Annotated in this window: 23 protein-coding genes; 12 read left to right on the forward strand and 11 right to left on the reverse strand. The window is 65.1% G+C overall.

Features of this window, described 5'->3' with window-relative positions; all coding sequences use genetic code 11:
* Nucleotides 1-5: 5 nt before the first annotated feature.
* The 5 genes from folK to BRADO_RS34965 all read right to left on the reverse strand — a co-directional run bounded on the left by folK (nt 6) and on the right by BRADO_RS34965 (nt 2,488).
* Entirely contained in the window at nt 6-497 is a 492-nt protein-coding gene (gene folK / locus BRADO_RS12585; RefSeq protein ID WP_011925707.1) for a 2-amino-4-hydroxy-6-hydroxymethyldihydropteridine diphosphokinase, read from the reverse strand.
* A 4-nt stretch (nt 498-501) separates the two neighbouring features.
* Entirely contained in the window at nt 502-870 is a 369-nt protein-coding gene (gene folB / locus BRADO_RS12590) for a dihydroneopterin aldolase (RefSeq protein WP_011925708.1), read from the reverse strand.
* On the reverse strand, nt 867-1,724 hold the full coding sequence (folP, locus tag BRADO_RS12595; protein ID WP_011925709.1) for a dihydropteroate synthase: 858 nt from the start codon (nt 1,722-1,724) through the stop codon (nt 867-869). Before folP ends, folB begins: the two co-directional genes overlap by 4 nt.
* A 79-nt stretch (nt 1,725-1,803) precedes the next feature.
* On the reverse strand, nt 1,804-2,211 hold the full coding sequence (locus BRADO_RS12600) for a DUF4332 domain-containing protein (RefSeq protein ID WP_011925710.1): 408 nt from the start codon (nt 2,209-2,211) through the stop codon (nt 1,804-1,806).
* A 52-nt stretch (nt 2,212-2,263) separates the two neighbouring features.
* Entirely contained in the window at nt 2,264-2,488 is a 225-nt protein-coding gene (locus tag BRADO_RS34965) for a hypothetical protein (protein WP_157872556.1), read from the reverse strand.
* Between the two features lie 337 nt (nt 2,489-2,825).
* Between BRADO_RS34965 and BRADO_RS12605 the strand changes: the two genes are divergently transcribed.
* From BRADO_RS12605 to BRADO_RS12625, 5 genes are all read left to right on the forward strand, one after another.
* The gene (locus BRADO_RS12605; RefSeq protein WP_011925711.1) at nt 2,826-4,430 is read left to right on the forward strand and encodes a helicase HerA-like domain-containing protein; all 1,605 of its coding nucleotides are present in this window, start codon (nt 2,826-2,828) and stop codon (nt 4,428-4,430) included.
* Between the two features lie 109 nt (nt 4,431-4,539).
* Entirely contained in the window at nt 4,540-5,943 is a 1,404-nt protein-coding gene (locus tag BRADO_RS12610) for a M20/M25/M40 family metallo-hydrolase (RefSeq protein ID WP_011925712.1), read from the forward strand.
* 132 nt (nt 5,944-6,075) lie between these two features.
* Entirely contained in the window at nt 6,076-7,023 is a 948-nt protein-coding gene (locus BRADO_RS12615; RefSeq protein ID WP_041756436.1) for an AraC family transcriptional regulator, read from the forward strand.
* Nucleotides 7,024-7,146: 123 nt separating this feature from the next.
* Entirely contained in the window at nt 7,147-7,983 is an 837-nt protein-coding gene (locus BRADO_RS12620) for an alpha/beta fold hydrolase (RefSeq protein WP_011925714.1), read from the forward strand.
* A gap of 27 nt (nt 7,984-8,010) precedes the next feature.
* A complete protein-coding gene (locus BRADO_RS12625) occupies nt 8,011-8,757 on the forward strand; it encodes an SDR family oxidoreductase (RefSeq protein WP_011925715.1) in 747 nt (248 codons plus the stop codon).
* 7 nt (nt 8,758-8,764) lie between these two features.
* Here BRADO_RS12625 and BRADO_RS12630 read toward each other — a convergent pair whose 3' ends face one another.
* Nucleotides 8,765-9,988, reverse strand: a complete 1,224-nt coding sequence (locus BRADO_RS12630) for a GGDEF domain-containing protein (protein ID WP_011925716.1) — start codon at nt 9,986-9,988, stop codon at nt 8,765-8,767.
* 140 nt (nt 9,989-10,128) lie between these two features.
* A complete protein-coding gene (locus tag BRADO_RS12635) occupies nt 10,129-11,226 on the reverse strand; it encodes a trypsin-like peptidase domain-containing protein (RefSeq protein WP_011925717.1) in 1,098 nt (365 codons plus the stop codon).
* A gap of 221 nt (nt 11,227-11,447) precedes the next feature.
* Here BRADO_RS12635 and groES point away from each other — a divergent pair, with 221 nt between their 5' ends.
* The 5 genes from groES to BRADO_RS12660 all read left to right on the forward strand — a co-directional run bounded on the left by groES (nt 11,448) and on the right by BRADO_RS12660 (nt 15,226).
* Nucleotides 11,448-11,762: a co-chaperone GroES gene (groES, locus tag BRADO_RS12640; protein WP_011925718.1), complete on the forward strand. Its 315-nt coding sequence runs from the start codon at nt 11,448-11,450 to the stop codon at nt 11,760-11,762.
* 43 nt (nt 11,763-11,805) lie between these two features.
* Nucleotides 11,806-13,425 carry a chaperonin GroEL gene (gene groL, locus BRADO_RS12645; protein ID WP_011925719.1) on the forward strand — a complete coding sequence of 540 codons (1,620 nt, stop codon included), beginning with the start codon at nt 11,806-11,808 and terminating at the stop codon, nt 13,423-13,425.
* A gap of 273 nt (nt 13,426-13,698) precedes the next feature.
* Nucleotides 13,699-13,929, forward strand: a complete 231-nt coding sequence (locus tag BRADO_RS12650) for a hypothetical protein (protein WP_011925720.1) — start codon at nt 13,699-13,701, stop codon at nt 13,927-13,929.
* Between the two features lie 219 nt (nt 13,930-14,148).
* On the forward strand, nt 14,149-14,598 hold the full coding sequence (locus BRADO_RS12655; RefSeq protein WP_011925721.1) for an Hsp20 family protein: 450 nt from the start codon (nt 14,149-14,151) through the stop codon (nt 14,596-14,598).
* Between the two features lie 88 nt (nt 14,599-14,686).
* The gene (locus BRADO_RS12660; protein ID WP_011925722.1) at nt 14,687-15,226 is read left to right on the forward strand and encodes a hypothetical protein; all 540 of its coding nucleotides are present in this window, start codon (nt 14,687-14,689) and stop codon (nt 15,224-15,226) included.
* Nucleotides 15,227-15,322: 96 nt separating this feature from the next.
* On the opposite strand, the gene BRADO_RS12665 is transcribed toward BRADO_RS12660, so the two are convergent.
* Nucleotides 15,323-16,102, reverse strand: coding sequence for a class II aldolase/adducin family protein (locus tag BRADO_RS12665; RefSeq protein ID WP_011925723.1), 780 nt, complete (start codon nt 16,100-16,102; stop codon nt 15,323-15,325).
* A 106-nt stretch (nt 16,103-16,208) separates the two neighbouring features.
* The gene (locus BRADO_RS12670; RefSeq protein ID WP_011925724.1) at nt 16,209-17,861 is read right to left on the reverse strand and encodes a glycosyltransferase family 39 protein; all 1,653 of its coding nucleotides are present in this window, start codon (nt 17,859-17,861) and stop codon (nt 16,209-16,211) included.
* A 443-nt stretch (nt 17,862-18,304) separates the two neighbouring features.
* Here BRADO_RS12670 and BRADO_RS12675 point away from each other — a divergent pair, with 443 nt between their 5' ends.
* Nucleotides 18,305-19,225 (forward strand): hypothetical protein, encoded by a 921-nt coding sequence (locus BRADO_RS12675; RefSeq protein WP_011925725.1) that lies wholly within the window; start codon nt 18,305-18,307, stop codon nt 19,223-19,225.
* A 195-nt stretch (nt 19,226-19,420) separates the two neighbouring features.
* Nucleotides 19,421-19,837 carry a MucR family transcriptional regulator gene (locus tag BRADO_RS12680; RefSeq protein WP_008961019.1) on the forward strand — a complete coding sequence of 139 codons (417 nt, stop codon included), beginning with the start codon at nt 19,421-19,423 and terminating at the stop codon, nt 19,835-19,837.
* A 6-nt stretch (nt 19,838-19,843) separates the two neighbouring features.
* Here the strand turns inward: BRADO_RS12680 and BRADO_RS12685 are convergent, their stop codons facing one another.
* Both BRADO_RS12685 and BRADO_RS12690 read right to left on the reverse strand, forming a co-directional pair.
* Nucleotides 19,844-20,269, reverse strand: coding sequence for a SufE family protein (locus BRADO_RS12685; RefSeq protein WP_011925726.1), 426 nt, complete (start codon nt 20,267-20,269; stop codon nt 19,844-19,846).
* Between the two features lie 75 nt (nt 20,270-20,344).
* On the reverse strand, nt 20,345-20,806 hold the full coding sequence (locus BRADO_RS12690) for a DUF5330 domain-containing protein (RefSeq protein ID WP_011925727.1): 462 nt from the start codon (nt 20,804-20,806) through the stop codon (nt 20,345-20,347).
* Between the last annotated feature and the right edge of the window lie 454 nt (nt 20,807-21,260).

Here is a 21,260-nt window from a genome sequence, read left to right on the forward strand (position 1 = left end):
GTCAGCTATTCGGCTGAAGGCAGCGGCTGGATTCCGTCACGTGAAACAGCGCCCAGCGCCTCTTCCACCCGGCGGCCGGCAATCCGGCGCTCGGGGACGATCTCGGCGAGCGGGACCAGCACGAAACCTCGCTCGAACAGGCGGGGATGCGGCAGTGTGAGATCGGGCGTGTCGAGCGTCACATCGTCATAGGCGATCAGGTCGAGATCGAGCGTGCGCGGGCCCCAGCGGGTCTCCCGGGCGCGGTCGCGGCCGAACAGGCGCTCGACGTCATGCAGGATGGCGAGCAGCGGATGCGGGGCGACCGCCGTCTCGACCGCGATGCAGGCGTTGACGAACGGTGGCTGCTGCACCTCGCCCCAGGGCGGCGTCATGTAGTCGGAGGAGCGCGCCACAAGCGTGGCATCGGCGCGCCGGCAGATCTCCGCGATCGCCTGCACGAAGGTCGCCCTGACGTCGCCGACATTGCCGCCGAGGGCGATCAGCGCGCTCGCCATCTGATCACGGATGCCGCGAGCGCGTCAGCACGACGCCGACATCCTCGAAGATCGCGGCGATCGGCGCATGCGGCTTGTGCACGGTCACCTTCACGGCGCGGATGCGGACGAAGGTGGACAGGATGGCATCGGCGACCGCGCCGGCGGCGCGTTCGAGCAGGCGGTAGTTGGTGTCCTTGAACGCGGCGGTCGCCGTCTCCACCACGTCTGAATAGGAGACGGTGTCGGCGAGCCGGTCGCTGCGCGAGGAGTCCGACAGGTCCGTGTAGAGCTCGAGATCGATCACGAAGCGCTGGCCGACCTCGCTCTCATGCTCCATCACGCCGTGACGGGCATGAATGAGGACGCCCTTGATGAAGATCGTATCGGTCATCCCAGTGCCTCGATGCTTGCGGCCACGCGCACGGCCTGGACCGTCTCGGCGACGTCATGCGCCCGGATGATCGCAGCCCCGCGCTGCGCCGCGATCAGATGCGCCGCGATCGAGCCGCCGAGCCGCTCTCGCGGCTCCGACGTCACGACCGAGCTGATGAAACGCTTGCGCGAGGCGCCGACCAAAAGCGGCAGGCCGAAGCGCGCGAACGCATCGAGCCGCGCCAGCGCCCGCATGCTCTGCTCGGCGGTCTTGCCGAAACCGATGCCGGGATCGAGCACGATGTTGCCATCGGGAATGCCGGCCTTGGCGGCGATGTCGAGCGAGCGCGTGAAGAAGCGGAGCATGTCGTCAATGATGTCGATCTGCGCATCGACCGCGGCGCGGTTGTGCATCACCACGACCGGAGCGCGATGCGTGGCGACCACATCGGCCATTGCCGGATCGCGCTGTAGGCCCCAGACATCGTTGGCGATCACAGCGCCATGGTTGAGCGCATGATCGACAACCTCAGATTTCATACTGTCGATCGACACAGGCACACCGAGCGCAACGATCGCGGGCAGGACGGGTTCGAGCCGCGCCAACTCTTCATCTGCCGTGACAGGCTCCGCGCCCTTGTAGGGACGGGTCGACTCGGCTCCGATGTCGATGATGTCCGCGCCGGCCGCGATCATCGCCTGGGCCTGGTCGAGCGCGCGGTCCGGCGCGTTGAAACGGCCGCCGTCGGAGAACGAATCCGGCGTGACGTTCAGGATGCCCATGACGGCCGGATACGGACGCGCCAGCCACGGCCGCAGCAGCGGGTGGCTCGCGGTGAGATCCGAGGCGGCGTGCGGCAAGATGGCGCTCATGGCCGCCGCTTTGCGCGGTTGCCAGCGGCGAGTCAAGACGTCGCGCTGCACAAGCGGCGCGCAGCGGCCCGACGTGCGATCAATAGCTGATTTTCGGGTCCAGCCGGCGCGCCTTTTCGATCAGCTGGCCAACCGACTTCTCGGACGGCAGGATGCGGACCAGCCGCCGCCGCGTGTTCACTTCCTTGATGTTCTGCGCCAGCTTGGCCGGATTGCGATGCGCCAGCTCGCGCACCGTGGTGACGCCGGCGGCGCGCACCAGGCAGACCTTGGCCTTGCCCATGCCGGGAATGCGCATGTAATCGGCCACGTTCGCCCAATCGAGCAGCTGCTGCTCGCTGATCCCGGTCTTGGCAGCGAGTGCCTTACGCCCTTTCACGGTGCGGGCGGCTTCGAGAAACGCATCGGTGGTGCGAATGCCCAGGGCTTTCAGCTTGGCGGCGTAGAAGGCCGTCATGCCTTCGAGTTCGGTGATCGGATATGTCATGATACTCGGCGCGCGAAGGTGCTTCAGTCGAAATCGTTCAGGCCCCGCGTGCCTAACCGTATCGTGCCCAGCTGGTCCGTTCCGATTTGGTCGCGGCCGAACTCGGAAAGTTCAAGGCCGGCCAATCATCGGCCGCACTGGACAGGCCAGCAAACAGATGGTGAGAGTTTTGGTTGCAGAGGATCTCGGGATGGAGACATCCAGGCTTTTCAGCCTCGTCAGCCACGGCTCTATCGATGCTGGCCTTTCTGGCCAGCGGCTCAATCAGCTCGTTCATGTGAACCCCGTCGTCGTCCAGTCCCCCAAGACCAGACGTCCTCGCTGTATTCATCTTGATCGGACGATTTATGAATTACAAGCGACGAGCATGGCTGGCGCGCGAATCGATTCGCGATCGATGGTCAACTGTTGCAGCGATGCAAGACCAATTGTTGAATCACCGGATGAAACCTGCGTCTCTCCCACACCGATGGTAAGAAGAGCGCATCCGCTCGCAAAGAGGTGAGGCACCCTGACGCTGGTTCCGATGTGCGAAACTAAAGTATGTTACCGGTGTCGAACGCGCTCCGCGCCACGTGCGATGCGAAACAAACATTCTCGAAAGACGGATCAACATGGCACCATCCGGAAAATCCTTGGCTGATACCGACGACAAGATTCTCGTAGGTGCCGGTGAGCAGCCGGCGTGGTTGACGCTGGCGCTTGCCAATCGCCATGGGCTCGTGACGGGCGCGACCGGTACCGGCAAGACCGTATCGCTGCAGGTGATGGCCGAAGGTTTTGCGCGCGCCGGTGTTCCGGTCTTCGCCTCCGACATCAAGGGTGATCTCTCGGGCATCTCGCAGATCGGCGAAGCGAAGGATTTCATCGTCAAGCGCGCGAGCGAGCTCGGCCTCACCTATCAGCCCGATCAGTTCTCGACGGTATTTTGGGATGTGTTCGGCGAGCAGGGCCATCCGGTACGCGCGACCGTCACCGAGATGGGACCGCTGCTGCTGGCAAGGATGCTCGATCTCAACGACGTTCAAGAGGGTGTGCTCAACGTCGCGTTCCGCGTCGCCGACGAGAACGGTCTCGCGCTGATCGACATGAAGGATCTGCGCGCGCTGCTCGATGCGATCATTCCGGACACCAAGAAGGGTGCCGATGCCGAGGCGGATCCGCTCGCGCCGATCCGCAAGGCCGCACAGTCGTTCGGCAACGTCACGCGCGCGACCGTCGGCACGATTCAGCGTCAGCTGCTGGTGCTCGAGAACCAGGGTGGTACGAAGTTCTTCGGCGAGCCCGCGCTGTCGCTGCAGGACTTCATGAAGACCGACCGCGACGGCCGCGGCATGATCAACATCCTCGTCGCCGACAAGCTGCTGCAGAACCCGCGGCTCTACGCGACGTTCCTGCTGTGGATGCTGTCGGAGCTGTTCGAGGAGCTCCCGGAGGTCGGCGACGTCGCCAAGCCCAAGCTCGTCTTCTTCTTCGACGAGGCGCATCTGTTGTTCAACGATGCGCCGAAGGCGCTGATGGACAAGATCGAGCAGGTCGTTCGCCTGATCCGCTCCAAGGGCGTCGGCGTGTATTTCGTCACGCAGAACCCGCTCGACGTTCCCGATCGCGTGCTCGGGCAGCTGGGCAACCGCGTGCAGCACGCGCTGCGCGCCTTCACGCCGCGCGATCAGAAGGCGGTGGCGGCGGCCGCCGATACGTTCCGTCCCAATCCCAAGCTCGATACGGCCAAGGTGATCACGGAACTCGGCAAGGGCGAGGCCTTGGTGTCGTTCCTGGAAGGCAACGGTACGCCGGCGATGGTCGAGCGCGTGCTGATCCGGCCGCCATCCGCACGGATCGGGCCGGTCACGCCTGAGGAGCGCAAGGCGATCATCGCCGCCAGCCCGGTCAAGGGCAAGTACGACACCGAGATCGATGCGGAGTCCGCCTACGAGATCCTGCAGAAGCGGATCGCCGGGACGGCGACGGCTGAGCCAGGCTCCGGCAGCGTGCTGGGCAAGATCGGCGACATCGCAGCGACGATCTTCGGCACCAACGTCAAGCGCGGCCAACTGTCGACCACGCAGGTGATCGCGCGCAACGTCGCTCGCCAGGTCACCGACAAGGTCGTCGGCGGCATCGCGGCCGATCTCGGCAAGCAGGTCGGCGGCTCGCTCGGCGGCTCGATCGGCCGCAGCCTCGTGCGCGGCGCGCTCGGCGGATTGCTGCGGCGCTGAGCCATGCCGTCTTCGCCAGCGTGATGCTCGCGGCATCACGCTGGTCCGGACCGCGCAACGGGGCTACAAGCAAGCCAACGCTCGTCACTTGCGAAGGGATCCCGTGGCCATGGCCAATGCGCAGCTTCAATCCGTTCTCGACCACATCGATGCCGATTTCGACAACAGCCTGGACCGTCTGTTCCAGCTGATCCGCATCAAGTCCATCTCGGCCGATCCGGCCTTTACCGACGATTGCAAGGCGGCGGCCGATCATCTCGCCAAGGATCTCGCAACGCTCGGCTTCGCCACCGAGGTGCGTCCGACGGCAGGACACCCGGCCGTGGTGGGAAAGAGCAACGGTCATGGCGCGGCCAAACCGCACGTGCTGTTCTATGGCCATTATGACGTACAGCCGGTCGATCCGCTCGATCTCTGGCACCGTCCGCCGTTCGAGCCCGTCGTCACCGATCATGCCGACGGCCGCAAGATCATCGTCGCGCGCGGCGCCGAGGACGACAAGGGCCAGCTGATGACCTTCGTCGAGGCCTGCCGCGCCTGGAAGAAGGTGACGGGATCGCTGCCGCTCGGCATCACCATGCTGATCGAGGGCGAGGAGGAGGTCGGCTCGAAGAACTTCGTGCCGTTCCTCGAGGCCAACAAGGATGAGTTCAAAGCCGACTTCGCGCTCGTCTGCGACACCGGCATGTGGGACCCGAACACGCCGGCGATCACGACATCGCTGCGCGGTCTTCTCTATGAAGAGCTCAAGATCAAGGCCGCCAATCGCGACTTGCATTCGGGCGTGTTCGGTGGCGGCGCGCGCAATCCGATCCGGGTGCTGACCGAGGTGCTCGGCGGTCTGTTCGACGCCGACGGCCGCATCACCATTCCCGGCTTCTACGACGGCGTGAAGGACGTGCCGCCGGAAGTCCTCGAGCAGTGGAAGAAGCTGAACCTGACGCCGGAGAGCTTCCTCAAGCCGATCGGGTTGTCGATCCCCGCCGGCGAGAAGGATCGCCTGCTGATCGAGCAGATCTCGTCGCGCCCGACCTGCGACATCAACGGCATCTGGGGCGGCTATATCGGCGAGGGCTCGAAGACTGTCATTCCGTCGCTGGCCCATGCGAAGGTTTCATTCCGCCTCGTCGAAGGCCAGGACCCGTTGAAGATCCGCAAGGCGTTCCGCGACTACGTATCGGCGCGCATCCCCGGCGACTGCTCGGTCGAGTTCGGCGATCACTCGGCGGGTGCCGCGATCGCGCTCGACTGGAGCATGAAGCCGCTCGCCGCCGCCAAGCAGGCGCTGACCGAGGAGTGGGGCAAGGAGACCATCCTGATGGGCTCAGGTGCCTCGATCCCGATCGTCACCGACTTCAAGAAGACGCTCGGCCTCGACTCGCTCCTGGTCGGTTTCGGTCTCGACGACGACAACATCCATTCGCCGAACGAGAAGTACGACCTCAAGAGCTACCACAAGGGCATCCGCTCCTGGGCCCGCATCCTCGCAGCGCTGGCGGAGATGCCGCGTTAGCCAAGGAACTCTCGCGGCCGCGTCTTGAAGACTGCCAGTCGGTCGCTGACGATGTTGTGAGGGGGTGCGACAGAGAAGCCCTTTCTCGCCCGGTCAGGGTACCATACAACCTTGATCGGCAGGAAAGGGCTGATGGTCGAAACCGAGATCTTTGGCAAGCGATTGAAGGCGGGCCTGCGGCTCGAACAGGCCCCGACGCTCGTCACCCGTGCGTTCGCCGACAGTGTGCTTGAAGCCGCAGAATGCCGGTCCGACGATCCGCAAAAAGGCTTGTCCCATCCGCTGCCGCTTGACGATGCCTACATGGTCAGCGTGAAGTTTCGCGACTATCCCGATTGCGAATGCTGGGAGAATGGGCGAACCGTTGCAAAGAAGGACATCTTCGCCGGCGGCACCTATCTCTACGACATGAAGCGCGCGCCCTGCTACGTCATCGACAAGCCGTTTCATTCGATCTTCTACCGTCTGTCGCGCGAGGTCATCGAGGGCACGGCGCGCGAGATGTTCAGCGCGTCCGTCGGTGAATTGTCCTACGAGCCGGCGGTGGGCGTCGACGATCCGGTCATGCGGCATCTCAGCCATGCCATGAGCGAGGCATTGGGACGACCTGATGAGGCCAACCGGCTGTTCGTCGATCATCTGTCGATGACGATCGTCGCCCATGTCGTGCGGACATACGGCGGCTCCGGCGAACCGGCACCGCTGTTGCCGGGCGGGCTCGCCGCCTGGCAGGTGCGCCGTGCCTGCGATCTGATCGAGGCCAGGCTCTCCGGCAGCATCCTGCTCCAGGACATCGCGTCGGAGTTCGATCTGTCGCCGAGCTACTTCGCACGAGCTTTCAAGAAGTCGGTCGGCGTGGCTCCGCATCAATGGCTGCTGCAGCGCCGGGTCGCGCGGGCGCGTGATCTGCTTGTGCAGGGCGAGCTCAGTCTGGGGATGATCGCCCTGGAAGTCGGCTTCGCCGATCAGAGCCACTTCACCCGGACCTTCACGCGGCTGGTCGGGACCAGTCCGGACCGCTGGCGCCGGTCGAAGGGGCGTGCGGCGATCAGACGCGCTGCCGCGCAGGACGCTCACTGACACCTACGCCGGTTTTGGACAATTCGAGCCGGTCCGAGGCAAGAGCGGCAGCGCCGTCCAGGCAACACTACTGTCGTCGCGCCCAATGTCGGGCGCCCCGCTGATCATGGCAGGAGAGCGACGATGGCATTTGTGACGACCCGAGACGGCGTCGACATCTTTTTCAAGGACTGGGGTCCGAAGACGGCGCAGCCGATCGTGTTCCATCATGGCTGGCCGCTGTGCTCCGACGATTGGGACAATCAGATGCTGTTCTTTCTCGCGAACGGCTATCGCGTCATCGGGATCGACCGCCGCGGCCATGGGCGCTCGGCGCAGGTCAGCGATGATCACGACATGGACCATTACGCGGCCGACGCAGCCGCTGTCGTCGAGCGCCTGGATCTGCGCCACGCTGTCCACATCGGTCACTCGACGGGCGGTGGTGAGGCGACGCGCTATGTCGCGCGTCATGGTCAGCCGCAGGGGCGCGTGGCCAAGCTCGTCTTGATCGGGGCGGTGCCGCCGATCATGGTCAAGACTCCTGGCAATCCCTTGGGACTGCCGATCGAGGTGTTCGACGGATTGCGCAAGGCGCTCGCCGACAACCGGACGCAGTTCTACACCGAGTTTCCCTCTGGCCCGTTCTACAGCTTCAACCGCCCGGGCGCGACGCCGTTGGACAGCGTCATCCATAACTGGTGGCGTCAGGGCATGATGGGCGGCGCCAAGGCTCATTACGATGGGATCAAGGCGTTCTCGGAAACTGACTTCAGCGACGATCTGTCGAAGATCGACGTGCCCACGCTGGTGATGCACGGCGACGACGACCAGAGCGTTCCGATCGACGCGTCCGCGCGGCTGTCGGTCAAGCTTCTGAAGCGTGGCAGGCTCAAGGTCTACGAGACGTTTCCCCACGGCATGTGCACCACCCACCACGAGGTGATCAATCCGGACCTGCTTGCCTTCGTGCAGGCGTGAGACTCGAACTCATCAGGAGACAAAACAATGAAGATCGTCGTTATTGGCGGCACGGGGCTGATCGGATCGAAGCTGGTGGCGCGGCTTGTCGCGCAAGGTTATGACGCCGTGCCGGCGTCACCGAAGTCCGGGGTGAACAGCGTGACGGGCGAGGGCCTTGGCCGTGCGCTCGAAGGCGCCGAAGTCGTCGTCGACGTGTCGAATGCGCCGGATTTCAGCCCGGCGGCGGTGCTCGACTTCTTCGAGCGTTCGAGCCGCAACCTGGTCACCGCGGGCAAGGCCGCCGGCATCAAGCACTACGTCGCGCTGTCGATCGTCGGCACCGACAGGATGGCCGATCTGGCCTATTTCCGCGCCAAGGTCGCGCAAGAGCAGGTGATCAAGACGTCCGGCCTCTCTTACACCATCGTGCGGGCGACGCAGTTCTTCGAGTTTGTCCGCGGCATCGCCGATGCAGGCGCGGTCGATGGAAAGGTCGTCGTGCCCTCGGCGTTGTTCCAGCCGATCGCAGCCGATGATGTCGCCGCGGCGCTTGCCGACGTCGCCGTGCAGGTGCCACTCAATGCGACGATCGATGTTGCCGGTCCTGACAAGCAGCCTTTCGCCAGCTTCGTCTCGCGGCATTTGCGGGCTGCGGGCGATGGCCGGGAGGTGGTTGCCGATCCGAAGGCAGGCTATTTCGGCGCCGCCATCGACGACCAGTCGCTGACACCGCTCGGGACGGCACGGCTGGGTGCGATCGATTTCGACAGTTGGCTCACCTCGGCTGCCTAGGCCGACATCAGGCCGCCGTCTCGACCGGCCTCGTCGTGAGCTGGCGGCCTGCGACCTTGCGCAGCGCCGCGAGATTGGCCTCCGCGGAGGCCAGTCTCCAGCACGACTTGCCGCTCGCCTTGGCTTCATACAGCGCGGCGTCCGCCGCAAACAGCAGCGACTCCGGCTCGATGCCGTGATCGGGCGCAGCGGCAATGCCGATGCTCATGCCGATGTCTACGCGCGCGCCGCCCGGTAAGAGGATGGGCGCGGTCATCGCCTCGATGAGGCGCTCGCTGAGCGCGAGCGCGTGATCAAGCGCTGGATCGGTGGAGGTGGAGAGCACAACGAACTCATCGCCGCCAATCCGGGCGATGACGTCGGACGGCCCGACGATGTCCTTGAGCGTCCGGCCGACGATTTTCAACAGCTCGTCGCCGGCGGCATGGCCGAAGGTGTCGTTGACCGGCTTGAAGCCGTCGAGATCGAGATAGAGCACGGCGAAGCCGCGCTGTCCGGAGACCTTGCCATCGAGACGGCTCTGCAGCGCGTCGATCAGGCCAGCGCGGTTCTTCAAGCCCGTGAGCGGATCGCGCCGGGCCTGCTCGTCGCTCTCGCGCTTGGCATGCATGACGGCGACGAGCATCTTGTTGAGGCGGAAGGCGGCGCCGGTCATCGCGAGGAAGTACACCGGCATCTGCAGGTACATCGCAAATAGCAGCGGCTCGCGTGACAGCGCGACGCCGGGGATGACCGGGCCGATGCTGCACAGGATCATCGTGCCGACGAGACGTGGCGCGCTGAAATTGCGGAAGCAGATGCCGCCGACCATCGCGGCCGAGGAGATGCAGGTCAGTGACGCCGCGATCCAGTCGCCGGATCCCAGGCTGATGCCGACGCCAAAGCCGACGCTGGCGCTCCAGCCCACCGCGAGCAGGATGTGGATGTCGGTCGGTGTCGAGATCCCCGCGCCCGCGCGGCGATAGGCGATGATCATCACGATCAGCCGCGACAGGCAGATTGCGACTTCCATCACGAGCCAGCTGATGAAAAGCATGGTCGGCGTGCGCAGCGCCAGTGCGGCCGCCACGGCGACGGTGTTGATCGCGCCACCGGCGAACACCGACCAGCAGCCGAATAGCTCGCCGATCAATGCAAGGCGGATGTCCGGTGACACCGGATATCCCGGGTCTGCCAGCCAGCGCGTCACGCGCCAGCGTGGCAGACTGAAAGCCAGACCATCACCCCGCATTTCAATACCTCCGCGGGGTTGCAATAAGCGCGAAGGCACTTAACAGGTCTTTAGGGAGGTATCAGCGTCTCGCTGCATGCTTGATGGACGGTAAAATTTAACTCGAATCTACGCCGTCCAGGCTGAACACCGAGCCGTCCTCAACCCGACGTCCGCACGCGGGCGCGCTCCTCTGCGATCGGCGCGACCTCGACCGTCGCGTTGCCGAGCGCACGGTCGCGCTCGAACACAAGGCGGACACGCTGGCCGACCGGCGTGAGTCCGATGAGATTGCGAACCTGGGTCGCGCTGCGCACCGGCATGTCATTCGCCTTCACGATGACATCGCCCTTGCGCAGGCCGGCGCGCTCCGCCGGCGAGCCGGCTGCCACGTCGGCGACGCGGGCACCGACGACAAGGCCGTCCGCCGCCGAATCCAGATCGAGCAGGGTGACGCCGATGCGGCCGCGATCGACGCGGCCGTTCGCGACCAGTTGCTCCATCACGCGACGGGCCATGTTGATCGGCACAGCGAAGCCGATGCCGACATTGCCGCCGCCGGGCGAGATGATCGCCGTGTTGATGCCGACCAGTTCGCCGCGCAGATTGATCAGCGCGCCGCCGGAATTGCCGGGATTGATCGCGGCATCGGTCTGGATGAAGTCTTCATAGCCCTGCTTGCCGAGCCCGGTACGTCCGAGCGCGCTGACGAGGCCGGAGGTGACGGTCTGTCCCAGGCCGAAGGGATTGCCGACCGCGATCACGAAGTCGCCGACCTCCAGCGCATCGCTGTCGCCGAGCGCGATCGCCTTCAGTTCGGTCGGGTCCTTGATCTGCAGCAGTGCGATGTCGGTGGCGGGATCGCGTCCGACCAGGCGAGCGGAGAACTTGCGGCCATCCTTGGTTCGGATCTGGGCACTGGTGACATGCTCGACGACATGGTTGGCCGTCATCACGTAGCCGCGCTGCGCATCCACGATGACGCCGGAGCCGGTCGCGCTGATCTGCTTCTCGACCTGCTTCGGCACGTCGAAGAAGTCGCGGAACAGCGGGTCCTGATACAGCGGATTGTCCTGCCGGACCTTGCCCTCGACCGAGATGTTGACGACGGCGGGCGTCACCTCCTTGACCAGCGGCGCCAGCGTCGGGACGCGGCCGAGCTTGAGATCCGGGATCTGGGCGAGGGCAGGGGCATACAGAAGGGAGAGCAGGATCGCCGGCAGCAGGACCAAAGGCCGGGTACAACGCAGAAGCTGCATCGTGTTTTCCTCGACGGAAGGGGGCGGATTTTGGCACCCGTAGAACTGGTCAGGACGGCTGCCGCGGTCAAGAGCCGACCTGGCAATCGTTCCTGCCGAGTGCCAAAAATTTTGCGTGACCCTCTTGAACGAAAATCTCGGCTTTCCTAGGTCGTTGCTCGCCCGGGGGCCTCATGGGACCCGAGGCTTATGACATCGCTGATCTGTAAAGGAGGATGTGCATGCATTTCCGTCCATTGCACGACCGCGTGCTCGTGCGCCGTATCGATGCCGAGGAGAAGACCAAGGGCGGCATCATCATTCCCGACACCGCCAAGGAGAAGCCGCAGGAGGGCGAGATCGTCGCCGCCGGTCCCGGCGCGCGGAATGAGCAGGGACAACTCGTGCCGCTCGACGTCAAGCCCGGCGACCGCGTGCTGTTCGGCAAGTGGTCGGGGACCGAGGTGAAGATCGACGGCAAGGATCTCCTGATCATGAAGGAGAGCGACCTGCTCGGCATCGTCGACGCCCCCGTCGCGGCGAAGAAAGCCGCGTGATCCCTCAAACTGACAGTCATCGGTAGACAAGGAGACGATGAACATGGCTGCCAAGGACGTGAAGTTTTCCACCGACGCGCGCGACCGTATGCTGCGCGGCGTCGACATCCTCGCCAATGCCGTCAAGGTCACGCTCGGTCCCAAGGGCCGCAACGTCGTGATCGAGAAATCGTTCGGTGCGCCGCGCATCACCAAGGATGGGGTGACGGTCGCCAAGGAGATCGAGCTGGAGGACAAGTTCGAGAACATGGGCGCGCAGATGGTGCGCGAAGTGGCCTCGAAGACCGCCGATCTCGCCGGCGACGGCACCACCACCGCCACCGTGCTCGCCCAGGCGATCGTGAAGGAAGGCGCGAAGTCTGTCGCCGCCGGCATGAACCCGATGGACCTCAAGCGCGGCATCGATCTCGCGGTCGAGGCGATTGTGAAAGACCTCAAGGCGCACGCCAAGAAGATCACCAGCAACGACGAGATCGCCCAGGTCGGCACCATCTCGGCCAATGGCGACAGCGAGATCGGCCGTTTCCTTGCGGAAGCCATGCAGAAGGTCGGCAATGAGGGCGTGATCACGGTGGAGGAGGCGAAGAGCCTCGACACCGAGCTCGAGGTGGTCGAGGGCATGCAGTTCGACCGCGGCTATGTCTCGCCATACTTCGTCACCAACTCCGAGAAGATGCGGGTCGAGCTCGAGGATCCCTACATCCTGATCCACGAGAAGAAGCTGTCGGGCCTGCAGACGATGCTGCCGCTGCTCGAAGCCGTCGTGCAGTCCGGCAAGCCGCTGCTGATCGTCGCCGAGGATGTCGAGGGCGAGGCGCTGGCGACCCTGGTGGTCAACAAGCTGCGCGGCGGACTGAAGATCGCGGCCGTCAAGGCGCCGGGCTTCGGCGACCGCCGCAAGGCCATGCTGGAGGACATCGCGATCCTCACCGGCGGCACCACGATCTCCGAGGATCTCGGCATCAAGCTGGAGAACGTCACCCTGTCGATGCTCGGCCGCGCCAAGAAGGTCGTGATCGACAAGGAGAACACGACGATCGTCGACGGTGCCGGCGCGAAGAAGGACATCGAGGCGCGCACGCAGCAGATCCGGCTGCAGATCGAGGAGACCACCTCCGACTACGACCGCGAGAAGCTGCAGGAGCGGCTGGCCAAGCTCGCCGGCGGCGTCGCGGTGATCCGGGTCGGCGGCGCCACCGAGGTCGAGGTCAAGGAGCGCAAGGACCGCGTCGACGATGCGCTGCACGCCACGCGCGCGGCGGTGGAGGAGGGTATCCTGCCCGGTGGTGGCGTCGCGCTGCTGCGCGCCACCAAGGTGCTCGACGGCGTCAAGACCGCCAACGCCGACCAGAAAGCCGGCGTCGACATCATCCGGCGCGCGATCCAGGTGCCGGTGCGCCAGATCGTGCAGAATGCCGGCGACGACGGCTCGCTGGTGGTCGGCAAGCTCCTGGAGAAGGACAGCTACAGCTGGGGCTTCAACGCCGCGACCGGCGAGTACCAGGACCTGGTGCAGGCCGGCGTGATCGATCCGGCCAAGGTGGTCCGCACCGCGCTGCAGGACGCGGCCTCGGTCGCCTCGCTGCTGATCACCACCGAGGCGCTGGTGGCCGATAAGCCGAAGAAGGCGGAGACCGCCGCCGCGCCGGCGATGGACTACTGATCGCGATCAGCCGTGACGGACTGCGCCAGCGCAGCCGTCACGGCTTCAAAAGAGCGGTTTCAAAAGAAAGTCTGTTGTTCGCATCGCCGGCCGCGGATCGGCCACAACGCGCGACTATGAGTCAGAGCCACGACTGCGATTTGTCCAGAGCCGGCCACAATCCCCGGAGAGCGGCCGGCCTGCTGACTGACCGACGGTCGACGGGAGGTGTGGTTGGGCGCTGTCGCGCCGCCCGGTCTCAGTGCAGCGCAACGCGCGTTTGCAAGGGCAAACATGTCTGCCTGGCAGTACAATCATCCGCCGCCCAATCCGACAGCCGTCATGCCGATCGCCGATCCTCGGCGGCTGACGCGGTTTCTCATCGAGAGCGAGCAGCGCGTGGTCGCGCATTGCCAGGCCGTGCTGTCGCGTGGCGACATCGATCCGCGCGAGCGCGAGCGGCTGGTCAGTGTCTTGCGCGAGGCGACGATGCGGCTGCAACGGCTGTCCGCGGTGGCCGCGTAGCCCTCGAGAAAACGCCGGGGCTGCGGCAAAAAATTTGTCGGTGGGCCCTTGAACCCGGCGTCGGTTGATCTAAGTCGTTGGTCGCCGCGTCTCGCGGTGCCGGGTGCCTTCAGGGCCCGGCTGTGCTTTGGGCGCTGACCGGTTGTTGGGTCCTCAGAACGAAGCCTGCATCGGCCCGGCGCTCCTTCGTATCCATCTTGCTCCTAGGAGGACTTGGCTATGAGGACGTATGATTTCAGCCCGCTGTGGCGTTCGACCATCGGTTTCGATCGCCTGTTCAGCCTGCTCGACGAGACCCAGCGCGCCGTCGAGGACAACTATCCCCCTTGCAACATCGAGCGGATCGGCGACGACCGCTATCAGATCTCGCTGGCCCTGGCCGGCTTCGCGCCGGATGAGCTCTCCATCACGGCCGAGCACAATGTCCTGACGGTGGAAGGCCGGAAGGTCGAGAGGGAGAGCCGCGAGTACCTCTATCAGGGCATCTCGTCGCGGCCCTTCAAACGGCAGTTCAACCTCGCCGACTACGTGCAGGTGACGAACGCCTTCTTCGACAACGGCCTGCTGCGGATCGAAATGGTGCGCGAAATCCCCGAGGCCATGAAGCCGCGCCGCATCGCCATCGGCACGTCGCCGGTCGAGCAGATCGCGCCGCAGCAGGCCGCCTGACATGTTCGACGAGCGACGCGGGCCGGCCGCGGCCCGCGCCGCCTTCATCATCTGTCTCTTGTGAAAGGAGCGTAGGAGGAGAGACGCCATGAGCGAGCATCGTGTTTCGATCACCGCGGGCACTGCCGGCTTCCATCCGGTCTCGCATTACGAATCGCCGGCCGACCTGCTGAATGACGGCAAGCTGTGCCGGACCGAGAAGCGGCTGATCCTGTCGTCCTGGGCGTCGGACATGTATGCCGTCGAGTCGCAGCCCGGCCTGCGCAAGATTCCAGGCATTTCCAGGCCGCTCCGCGTGTCCGACATTCTCGGCGCGCTGCGCCAGCTGGACCGCGAAGACCAGCCGCCACGCCCGCGCGGCGGCGCTGCGATGCGCATCGTGCCACGCGTCGACGTCGACGCCGACGGTGGTACGGGGGGCGATGCTCTCGCGAGCGGAAGCCGGATGCGGCCGGCGCCCCGGCTGCGTTTTTCGCGCGAAGCCAATGTGCGGCGCTACCGCAAGCTGCTGGCCACTCGGCTTGCCGAGCACGAGCGGCGCTTCGTCGAGCGACGGCTGGCGGAGGAGTTGCAGCAGTTGCAGGGTGCGCCGGACCGGCACCGGCCGGCTCGCGCCGCGTGCAGCTGAGGAGCAAGTAAAAAACGCCGCCCGGAATTGGGCGGCGTTTCATTCCAAATAGCGTAGAGGGTGATGAACTGTTGATAGCCGATCAGCCCAGCAAGATCAATTGCGATAGCCTGGATTGATCCGGTCGAGCCGGCGCAGCAGCGGCGGCCAGACCAGCTGGGTCGAACGGAGCTCGATGCGTTCCGCGTTGTCGAACAGCTTGGCGTTCTTGTCGACGACCTCCTCGCGTACCGGATAGGCCGTGGGTCCGAGCGTGCGGGTACGCACCTGGATCGAGCAGGCGCGCTCCAGGTGATACATGCGCTCGAACGCCGAGGCGACCGAACGTCCGACGGTCAGCGTACCGTGATTGCGCAGTAGCATGTGGTTCTTGGTGCCGAGGTCGCGCTGCAGCCGGGGCCGCTCATCATGGTCCAGTGCCACGCCTTCGTAGTCGTGATAGGCGAGGTCGTGGGTCACGTATTGCGCGATCTGGTTCAGCGGCAGCAGGCCGTCGGCGCAGCTCGACACCGCGACGCCGTCGAGCGTATGCAGGTGGATGACGCAGCCGGCATCCTCGCGCACCTCGTGAATCGCCGAGTGGATGGTGAAGCCGGCGGGATTGATGCTGTACTCGCTCTCGGACAGCTGGTTGCCGTAGAGGTCGACCTTGATCAGGCTCGACGCGGTGATCTCCTCGAACAACAGGCCGTAGGGGTTGATGAGGAAGTGATGCTCGGGGCCGGGGACGCGGGCCGAGATGTGTGTGTCGACCAGATCGTCCCAGCCGAACATCGCCACCAGACGGTAGGCTGCGGCGAGATTGACCCGCTGCGACCACTCCGCTTCCGTCATGTTCGACGGCACTTCCTTCAGACGCGCTTCGGCTGGCGACATGGCATGCTCCGGTCTCGAGAGGTTGACCCGAGCGTAAGCTGCCTCTCCCGGCTCGGCAAGGCGCGGAGCCGGGAGGGCAGTCATGTCGATTGGCGGAGCAGATCGCTCAAGGCGCCGGAATGGAGAGCAGGCTGGAGATGCTCCGGCCGCGGATGTCGTAGACCCGGGCGAACACGACGTCGTCGCGCTTGATCTCGACCATCACGGGGGCGGTCAGTCCCTTGCAGTAGAACTCGCCGAGCGTCATCGCAAAGTCGGCGGCATGACTGTCCCAGCCGATGGTGAAGTCGGGGCCGAGTGCGACCTGCGCCGGCCGTTGCGGACCGCACACCGCGACCTTCCATTTGTGCCCGATCGGCGGCACTTCCTGGCGCTCGTCGAGCTGCTCCTTGAGACCGTCGGAGGCCTGCTTCAGCGCGAGGCCCCAATAATCCAGCATGAAGCGCGCATCCGCCTCGCGGACGGTGCCGGCGATGTAGTTGAAATGCGTATATTGATAGGGGTGCAGCCGGATCATCTCGGCCAGCGGCAGGAGCAGTCCGAAGCAGAAGGCGGCGATCGCCACGGGCTGCCAGCTGCGGCGCTCGTCATTGTTGAGCCAGGACAACAGCCACGAGAACGCGATGCCGCCGAGCAGCGCCATCGGCGGGATCACGAATACGAAATGGCGGATGCCGTTGTAGAGCGCCGGGCGTTTGACGATCGCGATCAGGATCGGCAGCGTTGCCGCCAAGGTCAGCATCAACAGGATGCTCTTCTGTCGCGCCGGCATATTCGGCCGCGACAGCGACATCAGCGAGGCCACCACGCCCGCCACGAACAGCGCGATCATCAGCTCGGGCAATTGCAGCGCAAACAGCGTGGGCAGATAGGACCACGGCATGTCCGGTACCGAGACGAGCGCCCCGTCGAACATCTCCTTCCACGGCTTCTCGAAGAAGTGCGAGAAATAGGTGAGCGCGCGGAACGGATTCGCCGGCTCGATGATCGACCAAGGCCAGATCAGGCCCATGACCAGATAGCCGAGGATCAGGCCGGGGATCAGCATATAGAGCACGCTGGCGAAACGGCGCACCGCCTCGCGGGCGCCTTGCGTGCGGTATTCCTCCAGGAACAGCGGCATGAAACCGATCATGGCGTACACCACCGCCATGCCGCCGAGGATGCGCGAGCCGATCGAGAAGCCGGCGCCCAGGCCGAGGATCAGGATGGTGCGCGGCGAGGGGTAGGGGTACTCGTCGGCGAGACGCACCAGCCCCATCAGCAGCACGACCATGGCGACCGCGAAGGGGGCATCCTTCGGGTTCATGAACATGTGGCCGTAGAAGATCGGGCACAGCGCCAGCAGCAGCAGCGCCGCCAGCCCGGCGACCGCACCGCCGATGCGGCGCGCGAGGCGCCATGTCACGCCGAGCCCGATCAGGCCGACGATCGCGCCGACCAGCCGGCGGGTCTCGAACAGCTCCAGCGGCAGGATCTTGTGCAGCAACGCTGCAACCATGTCGAACCCACCTCCGTACATATAGAGGTTGGCGAACGACAGCGCCGCCTGATCCCTGAAACCGGAACCGTACATGCGCAACAACAGATCGGCATATTCGGCATGGGTGTAGTCGTCCCAGCCGAGGCCATAGTCGCGGAATGTCAGTCCGGCCACCACCGCGACAGCGGCGAGCGCGAACATGGCGAGATCGTCACAAGTCCGCTCGAGGGTCCGCCGCGTCGGCGTCTCGAGGACCGAAGTGGTTATCGATGTCATGGCTGATAAGTGACCCGGCGTCCCCTAGCGACCCCGCTTCCGAGCTTCGAAGGCTTTCTTCCCCGTTTGCGTATAGCGCGTCCCCGTTTCCGAGGTGATGGAAATATGAGCGTCACGCGTCCGTCGCAGTGCAGCAGGGGCCCGAATTTCGGCTGCTTGGCGCCATATTGGCACAGCGACATGAACGCGTCCTGAACCGTGTGGCTCGGGACAAACCCGGAGGAACCCCTGACGGTTCCGTGGGTTGGCGGGAGTGAATGTGGCACGATCATGGCGTCGCTGGCGGCTGGGCCGGGGGACGCTGACTGCTCTGATCGAACTTCTGCTGCAAATTGTCGCGGATTTCGACTAGAACCCGGGTTCACCGGACGCGGGCAGCCGCGGGCAACTAGTGTGATAGGGTCGGGACGCGGCCCGACCGACGCATTAGGGGATAGGTTCGAATGATGAGTGGGATGTTGGCCGCTGGGGCCCTGGCCGTGCTGGTCGGGCTTGGAGCGATCGCTTGGGGTATTCCGATCAAGGACTTCAGCTTGGGAAGCACGCTGATCCTGTCCGGGACCCTTGGCGTCTGCAGCGGGCTCATCCTGTTCGGCCTGTCTGCGCTTCTCAACGAGCTGAAGGTGATCTCGCACCGCCTGCGCGCACGGTCGCCCTCGGAGAGCGAGGCAAGGCCCTTGCAGCTGCCGGGCATCGGCAGCAAGGCCGATCTCGACTCGCCCCCGCTTCCTCCGGCAGACGACGCTTGGCGCGAGGGTGGCTCGCCGCGCGCGCGGCCGCGGATGCCCGACCTGTCGTCGCCCTTGTCGTCGGCGCCGCTTCCGCCGTCACCGCCGTTGTCCGCAACGCTTCGCGCCGCCGCCTCCCCGCTGGAGGAGGATGAGCCGGCCGCGGAGCCCGCCGAGCGGCCCCGACGCAATCTGCTGTTCGCCTCGACCTCCCGCCGCGAGCGGGAGCGGGCCGAAAAGCGCGGCGCCGAGTCGATGCCGACGGATTTCCGCTCGCCGCCGCGCAGCGAACCCCCGGCGATGCCGCTCGATGAGCCGGCCCCCGAGGCTGCTCCTCCGGGTCTGGATCAGGGCTGGTCGCGCCCCGAACGGGCGCGTCCTCAGGAGGCGCTGCGGCCGCCGTTTCCGCGGCGCCTGGCACGTGCCGCACCCGCCTTCGTCGAGTCGGAGCCCGCTCCCGTGCCCGAGCCGCAGGACATGGATGCGCCGGCGGCGAGCATCATCAAGTCGGGCGTCGTGGACGGGATGGCCTATTCGCTCTACTCCGACGGCTCGATCGAGGCGCAGATGCCGGAGGGGATGATGCGTTTTGCGTCGATCGACGAGCTGCGCACCCATCTGGAAGGCCGCAGCTGATCGCCTTGCGCGCCGCAAGACTGGCATTTGGCACACAGTACTGAAAACGGCACAGATGTCTCAAGAAGAAGTCCTCACCTTCTTGTCATTTTGCCAGTCATTTGCCCATATTGCTTGGAGAAATGACAGATGACGCTCTCACCCGCGTCGGGTGATACTTGCGAATGAAAGTCAGTGGATGGGGACGGAGCTTTGATGACCGAAGGGGCCGGCAAGAGCTTTATCGATCTGACGGCCGACATCGTCTCGGCCTATCTCAGCAACAACCCGACCCCGGCGGCGGAAATCCCGTCGCTGATCAGCCAGGTGCACGCGGCGCTGACGCGCGTGGCGGCGGGGCGTAGCGAGCCGGCGCCCGAGCCGACCCGGCCGGCCGTGCCGGTGAAGAAATCCATCCACCCCGATTATCTGGTCTGTCTCGAGGACGGCAAGCGCTTCAAGTCGCTGCGCCGGCATCTGCGCACGCAGTACAACATGACGCCGGAGCAGTACCGCGACAAATGGAACCTGCCGCCGGATTATCCGATGGTGGCGCCGAACTACGCCGTCACGCGCTCGCAACTCGCCAAGAAGATGGGCTTGGGACAGCAGCGACCCGAGCGCGAGAAGTAGCCGACATCACGAGGCCGCGGCAAGCGCCTCGCGTGCGTCGCTGCGGATGCGCTCGACCATCGAGCGCAGGCCGTTGGAGCGCTGCGGCGTCAGGTGCTCGCGGAACCCGAGCTCGTCGAACACGGCGGGCGCGTCGATGGTCAGGATCTCCTGCGGTGTGCGCCCCGAATACAAAGTCAGCAGGATCGCGATCAGGCCGCGCACGATGTGGGCATCGCTGTCGCCGAGATAGTTCAGCACCGGCACGGCGCGGCTGTCATCCATGTGCTTGGACAGCCAGACCTGGCTCGCACAGCCCTGCACCTTGTTGGCAGCGGAGTGCTCGTCCTCCGGCATCGGCGCCAAGGTGCGGCCGAGCTCGATCACGTATCGGTAGCGGTCGTCCCAATCGTCCAGCAGGGCGAAATTGTCGCGGATCTCGTCGATGGTCATGGTGCTCTTCAGTCCCGTCCTGAACCTCATATAGGGGTTCGGCGGGACGAAAGCGACAGCCGGTTCCGCCGACGATCAGGGCGTCGGCGGCAGCTGCCATTCGGCGCTGAGATCGTCGGCCGAGAGCGTGTCGGCCGGCGCCTCGCCCGCGGGAACTTCCTCGGTCACAGGCGCATCGATCGAGCCGGTATGGTCGTTGCCGCGCCGCTCGAGGCTGGCCGGCTTCACCGGGCCGATGAACTTGTCCGCTGCGGTCGGCTTCTCGGCGGTCTCGGGCTTGTCGGTGATGATCTGATAGATCTTGCGCGCGCCTTCCTGCGCGCGGTGACCGACCACCGTGGCGGCCTGACCGCCGACCTCGCAAGCTTGCGGCTGGCGCTTGCAGAACTGGCTCATGTCGGAGATCGCCGCGGTCGCCGCCTGCACGGCCTCTTGCGCATTGATCTGCGGCAGCTTGTCGGACTCCGGCGTCTTCTCGCGCGGCAGCAGCACCAGCACGAGCCCGAGCCAGAATGCCATCCGAAGCAGAAAGAACATCACGCAACCCCGGCCGTGCTGCTGATCCCGCGTCCGTCCTCAATGGCGCAACCGAGATCTCAGCTCTCTTGTTCTATGTCGCGACTGCTTGCTTTGGGCTTAATTGGTTGAGAATTAGGAAAGCGGACGGCCGAACTTTTTTCGGCGTAAATTTTTGGTTGGCGCAAGCTGAAAGCGGCATGCAACCGGCTGTAGCTTGCGATGCTTTCGCAACCGGTGAAGCCGCCGGAAACGATGCGTTCACCATCATGTCCGATTGGCAAGGTGACCGCAGTCTGGCCCTTAGCGTTCGCTTAATGCGAGTCTGACACGGTGCTTCCGACGACAGGGGGCGTCCCGGCGCGTTCTTTGTGAGAACGAACCGACAGGCCGAGGCGCGAGAGCCGTGAGTGTGTTGAGTATCATCCGCGATTGTCTTGATGCTTTGCTGCATCCGTCGGCTCGAACTGATGCG

This window comes from Bradyrhizobium sp. ORS 278, from assembly GCF_000026145.1.
GTDB lineage: Bacteria > Pseudomonadota > Alphaproteobacteria > Rhizobiales > Xanthobacteraceae > Bradyrhizobium.

Bases quoted from the DNA above. Each gene is read 5' to 3' on its own strand.
- folK (WP_011925707.1), bottom strand. From the start codon at position 497: ATGGCGAGCGCGCTGATCGCCCTCGGCGGCAATGTCGGCGACGTCAGG.
- folB (WP_011925708.1), bottom strand. From the start codon at position 870: ATGACCGATACGATCTTCATCAAGGGCGTCCTCATTCATGCCCGTCAC.
- folP (WP_011925709.1), bottom strand. From the start codon at position 1,724: ATGAGCGCCATCTTGCCGCACGCCGCCTCGGATCTCACCGCGAGCCAC.
- BRADO_RS12600 (WP_011925710.1), bottom strand. From the start codon at position 2,211: ATGACATATCCGATCACCGAACTCGAAGGCATGACGGCCTTCTACGCC.
- BRADO_RS34965 (WP_157872556.1), bottom strand. From the start codon at position 2,488: ATGAACGAGCTGATTGAGCCGCTGGCCAGAAAGGCCAGCATCGATAGA.
- BRADO_RS12605 (WP_011925711.1), top strand. From the start codon at position 2,826: ATGGCACCATCCGGAAAATCCTTGGCTGATACCGACGACAAGATTCTC.
- BRADO_RS12610 (WP_011925712.1), top strand. From the start codon at position 4,540: ATGGCCAATGCGCAGCTTCAATCCGTTCTCGACCACATCGATGCCGAT.
- BRADO_RS12615 (WP_041756436.1), top strand. From the start codon at position 6,076: ATGGTCGAAACCGAGATCTTTGGCAAGCGATTGAAGGCGGGCCTGCGG.
- BRADO_RS12620 (WP_011925714.1), top strand. From the start codon at position 7,147: ATGGCATTTGTGACGACCCGAGACGGCGTCGACATCTTTTTCAAGGAC.
- BRADO_RS12625 (WP_011925715.1), top strand. From the start codon at position 8,011: ATGAAGATCGTCGTTATTGGCGGCACGGGGCTGATCGGATCGAAGCTG.
- BRADO_RS12630 (WP_011925716.1), bottom strand. From the start codon at position 9,988: ATGCGGGGTGATGGTCTGGCTTTCAGTCTGCCACGCTGGCGCGTGACG.
- BRADO_RS12635 (WP_011925717.1), bottom strand. From the start codon at position 11,226: ATGCAGCTTCTGCGTTGTACCCGGCCTTTGGTCCTGCTGCCGGCGATC.
- groES (WP_011925718.1), top strand. From the start codon at position 11,448: ATGCATTTCCGTCCATTGCACGACCGCGTGCTCGTGCGCCGTATCGAT.
- groL (WP_011925719.1), top strand. From the start codon at position 11,806: ATGGCTGCCAAGGACGTGAAGTTTTCCACCGACGCGCGCGACCGTATG.
- BRADO_RS12650 (WP_011925720.1), top strand. From the start codon at position 13,699: ATGTCTGCCTGGCAGTACAATCATCCGCCGCCCAATCCGACAGCCGTC.
- BRADO_RS12655 (WP_011925721.1), top strand. From the start codon at position 14,149: ATGAGGACGTATGATTTCAGCCCGCTGTGGCGTTCGACCATCGGTTTC.
- BRADO_RS12660 (WP_011925722.1), top strand. From the start codon at position 14,687: ATGAGCGAGCATCGTGTTTCGATCACCGCGGGCACTGCCGGCTTCCAT.
- BRADO_RS12665 (WP_011925723.1), bottom strand. From the start codon at position 16,102: ATGTCGCCAGCCGAAGCGCGTCTGAAGGAAGTGCCGTCGAACATGACG.
- BRADO_RS12670 (WP_011925724.1), bottom strand. From the start codon at position 17,861: ATGACATCGATAACCACTTCGGTCCTCGAGACGCCGACGCGGCGGACC.
- BRADO_RS12675 (WP_011925725.1), top strand. From the start codon at position 18,305: ATGATGAGTGGGATGTTGGCCGCTGGGGCCCTGGCCGTGCTGGTCGGG.
- BRADO_RS12680 (WP_008961019.1), top strand. From the start codon at position 19,421: ATGACCGAAGGGGCCGGCAAGAGCTTTATCGATCTGACGGCCGACATC.
- BRADO_RS12685 (WP_011925726.1), bottom strand. From the start codon at position 20,269: ATGACCATCGACGAGATCCGCGACAATTTCGCCCTGCTGGACGATTGG.
- BRADO_RS12690 (WP_011925727.1), bottom strand. From the start codon at position 20,806: ATGTTCTTTCTGCTTCGGATGGCATTCTGGCTCGGGCTCGTGCTGGTG.